This is a genomic window from Caballeronia sp. AZ7_KS35 (genome assembly GCF_023631045.1).
Taxonomy (GTDB): domain Bacteria; phylum Pseudomonadota; class Gammaproteobacteria; order Burkholderiales; family Burkholderiaceae; genus Caballeronia; species Caballeronia zhejiangensis.
Genome location: NZ_JALQDV010000027.1, coordinates 87,181 through 100,445, shown reverse-complemented (window position 1 = coordinate 100,445; position 13,265 = coordinate 87,181). Strand labels below are relative to the sequence as shown.

The following is a 13,265-nucleotide window of genomic DNA, read 5'->3' as shown; positions in this document are numbered from 1 at the left end:
GGCGCTTTCTGTCACTTCAGAACATTGCGCGAGGCGACTACGAAGGGTAGCGAGTTTGCCTCACAACGCCTCTCAAAACAAGTCCCGTCAGTTGCCTTCGAGGAACGACTTCAACTTGTCCGACCGGCTCGGATGCCGCAGCTTGCGCAGCGCCTTCGCCTCGATCTGGCGAATCCGCTCACGCGTCACGTCGAACTGCTTGCCGACCTCTTCCAGCGTGTGATCCGTGCTCATCTCGATCCCGAACCGCATGCGCAGCACCTTCGCCTCGCGCGGCGTCAGCGAATCGAGCACGTCCTTCACGACGTCGCGCATCGATGCATGCAGCGCGGCATCGGACGGCGCCACCGTGTTCGTATCCTCGATGAAATCGCCGAGATGCGAATCGTCGTCGTCGCCGATCGGCGTTTCCATGGAGATCGGCTCCTTCGCGATCTTCATGATCTTGCGGATCTTGTCCTCGGGCATTTCCATCTTCTCGGCGAGCGTCGCCGGATCCGGCTCGAGCCCGGTCTCCTGCAAGATCTGCCGCGAAATACGGTTCATCTTGTTGATCGTTTCGATCATGTGGACCGGAATGCGAATGGTGCGCGCCTGATCCGCGATCGAACGCGTGATCGCCTGACGAATCCACCACGTCGCGTACGTCGAAAACTTGTAGCCGCGACGATATTCGAACTTGTCCACCGCCTTCATCAAGCCAATGTTGCCTTCCTGGATCAGATCGAGGAACTGCAGGCCACGATTCGTGTACTTCTTCGCGATGGAAATCACGAGGCGCAGATTCGCCTCCGTCATTTCGCGCTTCGCCTGACGCGCCTTCAACTCGCCCGCCGCCATCTGACGGTTGGTTTCCTTCAGATCCTTCAACGGCAGAACGACGCGCGCCTGCAAATCCAGCAGACGCTGCTGCTGCTCGCGGATCGCCGGAATATTGCGCTCCAGCACCGCGCTGTACTCGTGACCCTCGGCGACGACCTTGTCGGACCATTCGAGATCCGTCTCGTTGCCGGGGAATCGCGTGATGAACTCGGCGCGCGGCATGCCGCACTTGTCGACAACCGTATGCAGGATCTGCCGCTCGACCTGACGCACTTCGTCCACTTGCGCGCGCAGCGTATCGCACAGGCGCTCGACGGTACGCGCGGTGAAGCGAATGTTCATGAGTTCCGTCTGAATGGCTTCCTGCGCCTTCAGATATGCCTTCGATTTATAGCCTTCCTTCTCGTAGGCGCGGCGCATCTTGTCGAACCATTCGCTGATGAGCGCGAACTTCTCGAGCGACTGGAGCTTGAGTGCTTCGAGTTGAGCGGCGTTCGCGCTTGCCTGCGCGCTGCCGTCGTCCTCTTCTTCCTCTTCCTCTTCGCCCTCTTCCGCGGTCTCTTCTTCTTCCGATTCGATCGCTTCCGCTTCCTGCTCGGAGAAGCCATCGGTGTCCTGCGCGTTCGGATCGATCAGGCCGTCGACGAGTTCATCGACGCGCACTTCCTCGTTCTGCACGCGCTCGGCCATCGCGAGAATGTCGGCGATGGTCGTCGGGCACGCGGAGATCGCCATGACCATGTGCTTGAGGCCGTCTTCGATGCGCTTCGCGATCTCGATTTCGCCTTCGCGCGTCAACAGTTCGACGGTGCCCATCTCGCGCATGTACATCCGGACCGGATCGGTCGTGCGGCCGAATTCGGAATCAACCGTGGAAAGCGCGACTTCGGCCTCTTCCTCGACTTCGTCGTCGGACGACGCGTTCGGCGCGTTGTCGTTCAGCAGCAGCGTTTCGGCATCGGGCGCTTGCTCGTACACCGCCACGCCCATGTCATTGAACGTGCTGATGATGCCTTCGATCGCCTCGGTTTCCGTGAAGTTGTCCGGAAGGTGGTCGTTGATCTCGCCGTAGGTGAGGAAGCCGCGCTCCTTGCCGAGCTTGATGAGCGCGCGCAGCTTGCCGCGCCGCTCTTCCAATTCCTCGACGGTGCCGGGCGCGCTCGACGAGAACGCGTCCTTCAGCAGCGCTTTTTCCTTCGCGCGGCGATCGCGGGCCTTCGCCTTTTCGACCTTCGCCGCAGGAGCGGCGCCAGACTCTGCGTTTTGCATTGCGTCGTCTTCGACGGATACATCGTTCAGCTTTTTCGTCATGGAGTTCGCCATACCGGCTTTAGTCTCGACTCGCGGCTGCTGGACAACAGCCGATGGAACCGTGAATACCCAATACGCGCACGCTGCTTCGTCCTGCGTGCCCTGCCCGGGGCGCCATCGCGGTTCGGACGAGTGTGAATCGTCTCCTCGCCCTACCCTCGATAGCAGCCGCTTCCCTTGCGCCCGTCTGTTCGCCGGCGTGCTTATCGGCCCGTTTCGTGTGACTTATGCGGCGTGTGCCACCTTCGTCGCCTACGGTCCATTCAGCCAGCGCCTTCCTGCTTCGCTTCCCTCTGCAAACAACTTCACATGCCCTTTGCCAACTGCTCGACCGCTGCCGCCCATCTACCGTGAAAAAACGACGAAAGCGCCTGAACAGTTGACAAAAAGCAATTCACTTGAACTTTTTATTATAGCATTCTCACCTTGCGCCATCCGCGCCGGCGCCCCGCCCAGCCTTGATCTGCGCCACTCTCGCCGACAACTCCGAGAACTCCGCGACCTCTTCCGCCGACAGACTCGATTGCCGCGCCAGTTGATCCAGCCGCGCCCGGTAGCTGTCGTGCCTCAGCTTCACCACTGTTGCTTGCAATTCTTCCGCCAGCAGACGCTTTTGTTCCTCGACTCGCTGCGCCGCGTCCTCATCGGACGGATCGCGCATCAGCAAATCGCGAACGTTTTCATCATAGGCGAGAATTTCCTGAAAGATATCGTCGTATGTGGGCGCGTTTGCTGCATTTCTCAAGATCTCCGACAGCAACTGGAACTGCGCGGCATCGCCGAGTTCGCGCGCGTGCGAGATCACTTCGCTGAACAATTCGCCGTGCTCGGTCATCGTTACGAGGGTGCGCTCGCTGTCCTGATCGAGCGAAACCGCGATGCCCGGATACATCACCAGATTGCGCAGCGCGCGCTGTTCCTGTCCGGTGACGCGGCGCCGCTCGCTCTTCGGCACGTTTGCCCGCGCGACGGCCGCAGCGCGCGAATCGATGTCGCATAGCGCGGCGATTTCGGTGAACGGCGTGTCGAGCCGGTCCGCGAGCATATGCAGGATCTGCACCCGCAACGCGTTTGCGGGCAGCGCCTGCAGCAGCGGTTTAGCGTCGAAGAGCGCTTTCGCTCGGCCTTCGGGCTGCTCCAGCTCCTTGTCGTTCAGTACCTCGTTCAGTAGGAACTGCGACAGCGGCATCGCGCGATCGACCTGCTCGCCGAACCCGTCCGTGCCGAACTCGCGCACGTAGCTGTCCGGATCGTGCTCCTTCGGCAGAAAGAGGAACTTGATGGTCCGGTTGTCCGCAGCGTGCGGCAGCGCCGCTTCCAGCGCGCGACGCGCGGCTCGCCGCCCGGCCGAATCGCCGTCGAAACTGAAGACGACGGTATCCGTCTGACGAAACAGCTTCTGCACGTGGATCGGCGTACACGCCGTGCCGAGCGTCGCCACGGCGTTCGCAAAACCCAGTTGAGCGAGCGCGACGACGTCCATATACCCTTCGACGACGAGCACGTAACCCAGTTCACGAATCGCCAAGCGCGCTTCGAACAGGCCGTACAGCTCGCTGCCCTTGCTGAACAGCGGCGTCTCCGGCGAGTTCAGATATTTAGGCTCGCCACCATCGAGCACGCGCCCGCCGAAGCCGATCACGTTGCCCTTCACATTGCGGATCGGGAACATCACGCGTTCGCGAAAACGATCGTAACGTCGCGCCTGTCCTTGAGAATCCGTTTTTTCGCTGACGATCACCAAACCCGACTCGACCAGGTTTTCATCCCGATAATCGGGAAAGGCCGCCTCGAGGTTCTGCCAGCCATCCGGCGCGTAGCCGAGCCCGAAGCGCGCGGCGACCTCACCGGTCAAGCCGCGCTTTTTCAGATATTCGATGGCGTTCGGCGCGCCGCGCAACTGCTTGCGATAGAAATCGCACGCCGTCTGCATGACGTCCGTCAACGCGACGCTGACCGCCTTGCTCGGTGCGCTGTCGCCGCCGCCACCGCGGAACGAGTTGGAAGGCTCCTGCGGAACCGTCAGGCCGGCGCCTTGCGCCAGGTCTTTCACGGCCTCGGGAAACGTGAGCCCGGTGTGCTCCATCAGAAAGCCGATCGCGGTGCCGTGCGCGCCGCAGCCGAAGCAGTGATAGAACTGCTTGGTCGGGCTGACCGTGAACGACGGGCTTTTCTCGTTGTGAAATGGGCAAAGGCCCATGAAATTCGCGCCGCCCTTTTTTAACTGGACGTAGCGGCCCACCACGTCGACGATGTCGACGCGGTTGAGCAAATCCTGCAGGAAAGCGTGCGGAATCACCGATCGAAAGCTGCGGACGTTACTTGGCGAGTGCGGCTTTCACCTGCGCGGAGACGGCGGTCATGTCGGCCTTGCCGGCGAGCTTCGGCTTCAGCACGCCCATCACCTTGCCCATGTCCTGCGGCCCGGCGGCGCCGGTCGCGGCGACGGCTGCCTGGACTTCGGCAGCGATCGCTTCGGCGGAAAGCTGTTCGGGCATATACGCCGCCAGCACCGCCAGCTCCGCTTTCTCCTTGTCGGCGAGATCGGTGCGGCTCGCGGCTTCGAACTGGCTGATCGAATCCTTGCGCTGCTTGATCATCTTGTCGATGACGGCGGTGATGCCCGCGTCGTCGAGCGTGACGCGATCGTCGACTTCGCGCTGCTTGATTGCCGCGAGCAGCAGGCGAATCGTGCCGAGACGCTCGGTTTCCTTCGCGCGCATGGCAGTCTTCATGTCGTCGTTGATCTGGTCTTTGAGGCTCATCGTTCACCCGGTGCAATTGCGAAAGTTTGAATTCCGGCCGGCGCGCGGCGGTCCCGCGAATGCAAAAACCCGCTTGGGAACGCCTCCTCAAGCGGGATTAGCAGACAGCCTTCCTGGCGCCAGCGGAAAGCGGAGAGAATCCTCCGATGACCGTCCGAGTATAGCAAACGGGTCCGCGTTTCGAGACTCGCCAAAACCCCCGGACGGACGCCCTCAGGCGGTCGTCGCCGCGTCTCGCGCGTACTCCGCGGCGGCCTTGCCCGCGGCGACGCCCGAAGCCCACGCCCACTGGAAGTTATAGCCGCCGAGCCAGCCGGTGACATCGACCGCCTCGCCGATGAAATAGAGCCCCGCGACGCGCTCGCTCATCATCGTCGCGGATGAAAGCTCGCGCGTGTCGACGCCGCCGCGCGTGACTTCCGCCTTGCGATAGCCTTCGGTGCCGCTCGGCGTGAGCGTCCAGTCCGACAGCGATGCGCCGATCGCCTTCAGCGTGCGATCCGGCAGATCGGCGAGGCGCGCGTCGACCGGCACGCGCTGCGCTTCGAGCCACGCGTGCGCGAGACGCGCGGGAACGTGCTCGGCCAGAAAATTGCCGATCTGCTTTTTCGAGCCGGCTTTGGCTTCGATCAGCATGGCGGTCGGATCGAGGTCGGGAAGCAGATCGACGTGAATCGGCTCCGACGTGTTCCAGTAGCTCGAAATCTGCAGCACGCCCGGCCCTGACACGCCGCGATGCGTGAGCAGCAAGTCTTCGTCGAATTCGCCGCGCGTCTTGCCTTTGCCCGTGCTGATGCGAACCGGCAGCGAAAGCCCCGACAGCTGCGCGAACGGCGCCCAGTCGGCGGACGTGAACGTGAGCGGCACGAGCGCCGGACGCGTATCGACGAGCTTGTGGCCGAACTGCTTGGCGACGCGATAGCCGAAATCCGTCGCGCCGATCTTCGGAATCGACAGGCCGCCGGTCGCGATCACGAGCGCCGCCGCGCCGATCGCGCCCGCGTTCGTATCGAGCGCGAAACGCGCGCCGTCGTGACGGACCTCATGCACGGCGACCGGACGCCGCCACGCGACGCGACCGGCATCGCACTCGCTTTTGAGCACGTCGATGATGGTCTCGCTGGAGTCGTCGCAGAAGAGCTGGCCCTTGTGCTTCTCGTGCCACTTCACGCGGTATTGCTTGAGCAGCGCGAGAAAATCGCGCGGCGTGTAGCGGGCGAGCGCGGAGCGGCAAAAATGCGGATTCGCCGACAGAAAGTTGGCCGGCTGCGCGTTGATGTTCGTGAAGTTGCAGCGCCCGCCGCCGGAGATGCGGATTTTTTCGGCGAGACGCTCTGCGTGGTCGATGAGGACGACGCGGCGTCCGGATTGAGCGGCCACGGCCGCGCACATCATGCCGGCCGCGCCCGCGCCGATGACGGCGATATCGAAGGATTCCATGGCGCGCATTTTACCTTCGACACGCTCGATCACGCCCGCTGCTATACTTTTCTGTTCCTCTAACGCATTGAATCCATGCTAGTTCTAGGCATCGAAAGCTCCTGCGACGAAACCGGCCTCGCACTCTACGACACCGAGCGCGGCCTGCTTTCGCACGCCCTTCATTCGCAGATCGCGATGCATCGCGATTACGGCGGCGTCGTGCCCGAACTGGCTTCGCGCGATCACATCCGCCGCGCGCTGCCGCTGCTGGAGGAAGTGCTCGACAAGTCCGGCGCACAGCGCGGCGACATCGACGCCATCGCGTTCACGCAAGGGCCGGGGCTCGCGGGGGCGCTGCTCGTCGGCGCGAGCATCGCGAATGCGCTGGCGATGGCGTGGGACAAGCCGACCGTCGGCATCCATCATCTGGAAGGGCATTTGCTGTCGCCGCTGCTCGTCGACGCGCCGCCGCCCTTTCCGTTCGTCGCGCTGCTCGTGTCCGGCGGACACACGCAGTTGATGCGCGTGACCGATGTCGGCGTCTACGAGACGCTCGGCGAAACACTCGACGACGCCGCCGGCGAAGCCTTCGACAAGACCGCGAAGCTGCTCGGCCTCGGCTATCCGGGCGGCCCGGAAGTGTCGCGGCTCGCGGAATTCGGCACGTCCGGCGCGGTCGCGCTGCCGCGTCCGATGCTCCATTCCGGCGATCTCGATTTCAGCTTCAGCGGCCTGAAAACCGCCGTGCTCACGCACAGCCGCAAGCTCGGCAACAACGTCTGCGAGCAGGCCAAGGCCGATCTCGCGCGCGGTTTCGTCGATGCGGCCGTGGACGTGCTCGTCGCTAAATCGCTCGCCGCGCTGAAGAAAACGGGGTTGAAGCGGCTCGTCGTGGCGGGCGGCGTCGGCGCGAACCGGCAGTTGCGCGAGGCGCTGTCGGCGGCGGCGAAAAAGCGCCGCTTCGACGTGCATTATCCCGACCTGTCGCTATGCACCGACAACGGCGCGATGATCGCGCTCGCGGGCGCGCTGCGCCTGTCGCGCTGGCCGGAGCAGGCCGTGCGCGACTACGCGTTCACCGTGAAGCCGCGCTGGGATCTCACGTCGCTCGCGCGCGCCTGAGCCACTTTATCGAGGCGGATTGAACGGCTGCACGATCGCCTTGAAGACGGGCAGCGTTTCGCAGCGATCGCTATGGCCGATGAGCGTCGGCCAGCGCGTCGAGCTGAAAATTTCCGGATGCGCCTCGCGCGCGAAGCGCAGCGCGCAGGCCACGGCGATATCGGCGTGGCCGATTGCATCGCCGAACCAGTAAGGCGTCGCGCGCGCAGCGCGGTCCGCTTCCAGCGCATTCAACACACGCTCGACCTGCCCCGTGCAGCGATCGAGCCACGCCTGCGATTTCTCCTTGTGCAGCACGCGTTCGTAGACGAGCGCGACGGCCTTGTCGGCGAGACCGGTCGCGAGCGCGCAGACCTTCAGCGCCTGACGTCGCTCCGGCCCGCCCGATGGAATCAAAGCGCGCGCATCGCCCGCCTCTGCGTCGAGATAGTCGAGGATCATCGTGCTTTCGATGAGCGTATCGCCGGAATCGAGCACGAGCGTCGGCACGCGGCACAGCGGGTTGTACGGCGCGATCTTGTCGGCGTCGCCGAACACCGACCACGGGCGATGCTCGAACGCCATGTCGTAGAGCTTCAACGCGATGCCGACGCGCCGCACGAACGGGGAATCGTATTGGCCGATGAGAATCAAGATGCGCTCCGCGTGGTGGTGATGACGTGGACGGCCAGTTTAAGCGCGCGCGGGCCTCGGAAACAACGGCCACGCGAGCGACGCGCACACGCCCGCCCCGAGCCAGACCATCGGCCAGGAACCGATCGCGAGCACGTGCGGAATGGCGAGCGGCGTCACGAAAAAGCCGACAAAGACCGCCGTGTTCGCCATGCCGAGCGCGGTACCCGCGCGTTCGGTGCCCGCGAGCGTCGCCAGTTCCGTGTACGCGACGCCGTGCCATGCCGACACGCAGACGCCCGCGAGAATCAGCATCGCCGCGAGCAAAACGGGCCAATGGACCGCGCCGAGCGCCGTCGCGATACCGAGCACGACGAACGACGCGCACGCGACGATCGTCGATACGCGCAGGTACGTGCGGCGGTTGCGGTGCCGGTCGGTGTGGCGGCCGCTCCAGACGCGCATCGCGATCGCACCGATCTGGAGCGTGGCCATCGTCGTGCTGATCGCGGTCAGGCCGAAGTGCGCGGCGTCGTGCATGAAGATCGTCGCGAAACTCAGCACCGCGAACTGCGGCACGCACAAGATGCCGATGCCCAGCACGACGCGCCAGACCAGCGCGTTTTTCAGCGGCGCGGCGCCTGCGCTCCGAATCGCCCGATGAACGGCTTCAGCCGGCTCGTGAAGCCAGCGCCAGGCGAAAATGCCGGACAGCGCGCACATCGCGGCCAGCGCGCCGAATACCGCCCCGAAACCATGCGACGACGCGAGCCACGGCAGCAACGCCGCGCCGATGCCGCCGCCGAGCGGCACAGCCGTCTGGCGAATGCTCATCGCGAGGCCGCGCTCGCCTTCGCCGAACCACGCCATCACCGCGCGTCCGCTCGACCCATTGACGCTGCCGCCGAGCAGGCCGAGCGCGCACATCGCGAAGACGAGCCAGCCGAAGCTCGCCGTCGCGGGCGTCGCGAACAAAGTCATCGCGACGAGCACCGCGGCCGTCGAAAAAAGACCGGTCAGCAGGACGGGACGGTCGCCCCACTTGTCGGTGAGAACGCCCCACGGCAATTCGGACAGCGCGACGCCCAAGCCTAGGGCGCCCAGCACGACGCCCAGTTGCCCGTTGCTCAGATGGTAGGCGCCGCGCACCCAGACGGCGGTCGTCGGAAAGCCCGTCGCCGCCGCCGACACGCTCGCGTTCGCCGCGACGCCCACGCCGAGCACTTTCCAGCGGTGTCCATCGCCGAGTGCGGTTTTGGTGTTCAAAGCGAGAGAAATGGCCATGTCGCAGTCCATCGAAAAGTTGACTGGGGCCAGTTTGAACGCTTAACATCATCCTGAAAATCGCAAAGTTTGCGACGGACCGTTCATCAAATCGGGACTGTCATCATGAGCCAGACAACCTTCGACCTCGCGGTGTTGCGCAGCTTCGTCGCGGGCGTGGACCTCGGGAGTTTCGCGAAAGCAGCCGATCGCGTCGGGCGTTCGACGTCCGCCGTCAGCGCCCAGATTCACAAGCTGGAAGAACAGGCGGGCACACCGCTGTTTCGCAAATCGGGACGCGGGCTCGCACTCACCGATGCCGGCGAGGTCATGCTCAACTACGCGCGGCGGCTCGTCGAGCTGAACGACGAAGCCGCAGTCGCGGTTCGCGGCGTCGATCTGGAAGGCTGGATCCGGCTCGGTCTGCAGGAAGATTTCGGCGAAGTCGTGCTGCCCGATGTGCTCGGACGCTTCGCGCGAGCGCACCCGAAAGTGCGGATCGAAGCGCGCGTCGCGCGCAATACGGAACTGCTGGAGCGCATCGGCGGCGCGCAGCTCGATCTCGCGCTCGTGTGGGGTGCGGCGGGCGTGCCGGATGAAAGTCAGGCGTCGAATCTGCCCGAGCCGATCGCCGCGCCGCCGATGCGCTGGATCGCGTCATCGACCGTTCCCTGGCATTTCGACGCCGACGAGCCCTTGCCGCTCATCGTTTTCGATCGGCCGTGTCTCTTCCACAGCGCGGCGGCGGCGGCGCTCGACCGTGCGGGCATCAAATGGCGTGTGGCGTTCACGAGCCCGAGCCTGTCCGGACTGTGGGCGGCGGCAGCGGCGGGACTCGGCGTGACGGTGCGAACGAGCTACGGCCTGCCGTCGACCGTTCGTCCGCTCGATGGCGGCGAAGGCGGTTTGCCCGCGCTGCCGTCGATTCCGCTCGCGCTGCATCGCGCGTCGGGAAAGGGCTCGCCGCTCGTCGAGCGGCTGGCGTCGCTCGTGGTGGAATCGGTGCGGGAAGCGCACGTTTCCGCGGAAACGGCGCTTGCCTAGACGTTCAGGCGTCGCGGCGCTTGTCGCGCTCGATCACGGCATACGCACTGTGATTGTGGATCGACTCGAAGTTCTCGGCTTCGAGCGTATAGGCGACGATGCGCGCGTCGGCGTTCAGGCGCGTCGCGACATCGCGCACGAGGTCCTCGACGAACTTCGGATTTTCATACGCGCGCTCGGTGACGAACTTCTCGTCCGGACGCTTCAGCAAGCCCCACAGTTCGCACGACGCCTCTTCCTCGGCGATGCGGATCAGTTCCTCGACCGGCATCTCGTCGGCCAATTCCGCCGCGATCGTGACGTGCGAGCGCTGGTTGTGCGCGCCGTACTGCGAGATTTTCTTCGAGCACGGGCACAGGCTCGTCACCGGCACGAGCACTTTGATCGACATGCGCGTGTCGCCGTCACGCCGCTCGGCGATAAACGTCACTTCGTAGTCCAGCAAGCTCTTCACGCCCGAGACCGGCGCGGTCTTCATGACGAAGTACGGCATCGTCACTTCGATACGGCCGGAGTGCGCTTCGAGCTTCGCCAGCATCAGCGAGAGCAATCCGCGCAGCGCGTGCTGATCGACCGGCAGCCGGTTCTCTTCCAGCAACGCGACGAAACGCGACATGTGCGTGCCCTTCTGTTCCGCGGGCAGATGCACGTCGAGGTTCCATACGCCGACGGTCGGCTTCAGCCCGTCTTCCGTCAGCACCGTCAGCGGATAGCGCACGCCCTTGACGCCGACGCGCTGAATCGCGATCTGACGCGTGTCGGGCGTGCTCTGGACGTCGGGCATCACGAAGGCGGGATTCATCTGATTCATTTGTTTTGTCCTTATGCGCCGCGCGTCGCGCAAGACGCGAGCGGGTCGATACGTTCAAGCGCACACGGCGCGGGACGATGCCCGCGCCGTGTGCCAAAGCGTTGATGCACGGCGCACCCCGAGCGCGCCGTTCGAGCGAAGCGTCGTCAGGCGACGCGCTTCGTCAGCTTCCCTGCGTTGGCGCTTTCGATTGCGTCGATAAAGCGCTCGCGAATCGACTTGGCGATGCCAGCCGCGTCCAGTCCGACGCTCGACAGCAGCTTGGCCGGATCGCCGTGATCGATGAACACGTCCGGCAAGCCGAGTTGCAGCACGGGCTTCACGATGGAGCTTGCAAGCAGCGCTTCGACGCACGCGGAACCCGCGCCGCCCATGATCGTGCCTTCTTCGATCGTGACGATCGCGTCGTGCGTGGCGGCGAGTTCGCGCAGCAGATCGGCGTCGACCGGTTTCACGAAGCGCATGTTGGCGACGGTCAAATCCAGTTCCTCGGCGGCGGCGAGCGACGGCGCGACCATCGTGCCGAACGCGCAAATCGCGATGCGCTTGCCCGAGCCCAGCTTTTGCGACGACTCGCGGCGAATCTCGCCCTTGCCGACCGGAATCGCGGTCATCTGCTTGACCGTCGCCACGCCGGTGCCCGCGCCGCGCGGATAGCGCACGGCCGTCGGGTTCGGCTGCTGCAGCGCCGTGTAGAGCATCTGGCGGCACTCGTTTTCGTCCGACGCGGCCATCACCGTCATGTTCGGGATGCAGCGCAGGAACGCGAGATCGTAGTTGCCCGCGTGCGTCGCGCCGTCCGCGCCGACGAGGCCCGCGCGATCGATCGCGAACACGACTGGCAGATTCTGCAGCGCGACGTCGTGGATCAGTTGGTCATACGCGCGTTGCAGGAAGGTCGAATAGATGGCGACGACCGGCTTCATGCCGTCCGCGGCCAGGCCGCCCGCGAAGGTCACCGCGTGCTGTTCGGCGATGCCGACATCGAAATAGCGGTCCGGGAAGCGCTTCTCGAACTCGACCATGCCGGAGCCTTCGCGCATCGCCGGCGTGATGCCGACCACGCGCGAGTCTTGCGCTGCGGCGTCGCACAGCCATTCGCCGAACACCTGCGTGTAAGTCTTCTTCGATGGCGCCGTCGACGGCTTGATGCCTTCAGCCGGATTGAACTTGCCCGGACCGTGATACAGCACCGGATCGGCTTCCGCGAGCTTGTAGCCCTGGCCTTTCTTAGTGACGACGTGCAGGAATTGCGGGCCGCGCAGTTCCTTGATGTTCTGCAGCGTCGGGATCAGCGAATCGAGATCGTGACCGTCGATCGGGCCGATGTAGTTGAAGCCGAACTCCTCGAATAGCGTGGCCGGTACGATCATGCCCTTCGCGTGCTCTTCGAGCTTGCGCGCGAGATCGAGCACGGGCGGCGCATGGCGCAGCACGCGTTCGACGCCCGCGCGCGCGGCGGCGTAGAAACGGCCCGACATCAGACGCGCGAGATGGCGATTCAACGCGCCGACCGGCGGCGAAATCGACATGTCGTTGTCGTTGAGGATGACGAGCAGCGGCACGTCGTCGGCGACGCCCGCGTTGTTCATCGCTTCGAAGGCCATGCCCGCGGTCATCGCGCCGTCGCCGATCACGGCGATCGAAAAGCGGTTGTCGCCCTGCAGCTTGTTGGCGATCGCCATGCCGAGCGCAGCCGAAATCGACGTGCTCGAATGCGCGGTGCCGAAGGTGTCGTATTCGGATTCGGCGCGGCGCGGGAAACCGGAGATGCCGCCGAGCTGGCGCAGCCCCGGCATCTGATCGCGGCGGCCGGTCAGGATCTTGTGCGGATACGTCTGATGACCGACGTCCCAGACGATGCGGTCATTAGGCGTATCGAACACATAGTGCAACGCGATGGTCAGCTCCACCGTGCCCAGATTGGACGACAGATGGCCGCCCGTCTGGGACACGCTATCGAGCACGTAGGCTCGCAGCTCGTCGGCCAGCGGTTGCAATTGGCGGCGATCGAGGGCGCGGAGATCGGCCGGATCGTCGATGGTTTTCAGCAAGTCGTACATCGTCGTCCCATTTTAGGAAAACTGGCGTGA

The 13,265-nt window shown here is 64.5% G+C and carries 10 protein-coding genes; 2 read left to right on the top strand and 8 right to left on the bottom strand.

Annotated features, from left to right (window positions below):
* Nucleotides 1-87: 87 nt before the first annotated feature.
* The 4 genes from rpoD to NCT05_RS16525 form a co-directional block, all read right to left on the bottom strand.
* Nucleotides 88-2,145 carry an RNA polymerase sigma factor RpoD gene (gene rpoD / locus NCT05_RS16540; protein ID WP_075583507.1) on the bottom strand — a complete coding sequence of 686 codons (2,058 nt, stop codon included), beginning with the start codon at nucleotides 2,143-2,145 and terminating at the stop codon, nucleotides 88-90.
* A gap of 409 nt (nucleotides 2,146-2,554) precedes the next feature.
* Nucleotides 2,555-4,432 carry a DNA primase gene (gene dnaG / locus NCT05_RS16535; RefSeq protein WP_008353957.1) on the bottom strand — a complete coding sequence of 626 codons (1,878 nt, stop codon included), beginning with the start codon at nucleotides 4,430-4,432 and terminating at the stop codon, nucleotides 2,555-2,557.
* 19 nt (nucleotides 4,433-4,451) lie between these two features.
* Nucleotides 4,452-4,898: a GatB/YqeY domain-containing protein gene (locus NCT05_RS16530; protein WP_008353959.1), complete on the bottom strand. Its 447-nt coding sequence runs from the start codon at nucleotides 4,896-4,898 to the stop codon at nucleotides 4,452-4,454.
* Between the two features lie 213 nt (nucleotides 4,899-5,111).
* On the bottom strand, nucleotides 5,112-6,338 hold the full coding sequence (locus NCT05_RS16525) for a BaiN/RdsA family NAD(P)/FAD-dependent oxidoreductase (RefSeq protein WP_250502734.1): 1,227 nt from the start codon (nucleotides 6,336-6,338) through the stop codon (nucleotides 5,112-5,114).
* A gap of 75 nt (nucleotides 6,339-6,413) precedes the next feature.
* Here NCT05_RS16525 and tsaD point away from each other — a divergent pair, with 75 nt between their 5' ends.
* Nucleotides 6,414-7,442 (top strand): tRNA (adenosine(37)-N6)-threonylcarbamoyltransferase complex transferase subunit TsaD, encoded by a 1,029-nt coding sequence (gene tsaD, locus NCT05_RS16520; protein WP_175982500.1) that lies wholly within the window; start codon nucleotides 6,414-6,416, stop codon nucleotides 7,440-7,442.
* Between the two features lie 6 nt (nucleotides 7,443-7,448).
* Here the strand turns inward: tsaD and NCT05_RS16515 are convergent, their stop codons facing one another.
* Nucleotides 7,449-8,075 carry a glutathione S-transferase family protein gene (locus NCT05_RS16515; RefSeq protein WP_175982501.1) on the bottom strand — a complete coding sequence of 209 codons (627 nt, stop codon included), beginning with the start codon at nucleotides 8,073-8,075 and terminating at the stop codon, nucleotides 7,449-7,451.
* 39 nt (nucleotides 8,076-8,114) lie between these two features.
* Nucleotides 8,115-9,338 carry an MFS transporter gene (locus tag NCT05_RS16510; protein ID WP_250502733.1) on the bottom strand — a complete coding sequence of 408 codons (1,224 nt, stop codon included), beginning with the start codon at nucleotides 9,336-9,338 and terminating at the stop codon, nucleotides 8,115-8,117.
* Between the two features lie 105 nt (nucleotides 9,339-9,443).
* Here NCT05_RS16510 and NCT05_RS16505 point away from each other — a divergent pair, with 105 nt between their 5' ends.
* On the top strand, nucleotides 9,444-10,361 hold the full coding sequence (locus NCT05_RS16505) for a LysR substrate-binding domain-containing protein (RefSeq protein ID WP_175982503.1): 918 nt from the start codon (nucleotides 9,444-9,446) through the stop codon (nucleotides 10,359-10,361).
* Between the two features lie 4 nt (nucleotides 10,362-10,365).
* Here NCT05_RS16505 and folE2 read toward each other — a convergent pair whose 3' ends face one another.
* Together folE2 and dxs are read right to left on the bottom strand one after the other, a co-directional pair.
* The gene (gene folE2, locus NCT05_RS16500) at nucleotides 10,366-11,172 is read right to left on the bottom strand and encodes a GTP cyclohydrolase FolE2 (protein WP_175982504.1); all 807 of its coding nucleotides are present in this window, start codon (nucleotides 11,170-11,172) and stop codon (nucleotides 10,366-10,368) included.
* A 146-nt stretch (nucleotides 11,173-11,318) separates the two neighbouring features.
* The gene (dxs, locus tag NCT05_RS16495) at nucleotides 11,319-13,235 is read right to left on the bottom strand and encodes a 1-deoxy-D-xylulose-5-phosphate synthase (protein ID WP_008353967.1); all 1,917 of its coding nucleotides are present in this window, start codon (nucleotides 13,233-13,235) and stop codon (nucleotides 11,319-11,321) included.
* Nucleotides 13,236-13,265 lie beyond the last annotated feature (30 nt).

Coding starts and splice junctions, on each gene's coding strand:
- NCT05_RS16530 (WP_008353959.1), bottom strand. CDS start 4,898: ATGAGCCTCAAAGACCAGATCAACGACGACATGAAGACTGCCATGCGC.
- NCT05_RS16505 (WP_175982503.1), top strand. CDS start 9,444: ATGAGCCAGACAACCTTCGACCTCGCGGTGTTGCGCAGCTTCGTCGCG.
- NCT05_RS16525 (WP_250502734.1), bottom strand. CDS start 6,338: ATGGAATCCTTCGATATCGCCGTCATCGGCGCGGGCGCGGCCGGCATG.
- rpoD (WP_075583507.1), bottom strand. CDS start 2,145: ATGGCGAACTCCATGACGAAAAAGCTGAACGATGTATCCGTCGAAGAC.
- tsaD (WP_175982500.1), top strand. CDS start 6,414: ATGCTAGTTCTAGGCATCGAAAGCTCCTGCGACGAAACCGGCCTCGCA.
- folE2 (WP_175982504.1), bottom strand. CDS start 11,172: ATGAATCAGATGAATCCCGCCTTCGTGATGCCCGACGTCCAGAGCACG.
- NCT05_RS16510 (WP_250502733.1), bottom strand. CDS start 9,338: ATGGCCATTTCTCTCGCTTTGAACACCAAAACCGCACTCGGCGATGGA.
- dxs (WP_008353967.1), bottom strand. CDS start 13,235: ATGTACGACTTGCTGAAAACCATCGACGATCCGGCCGATCTCCGCGCC.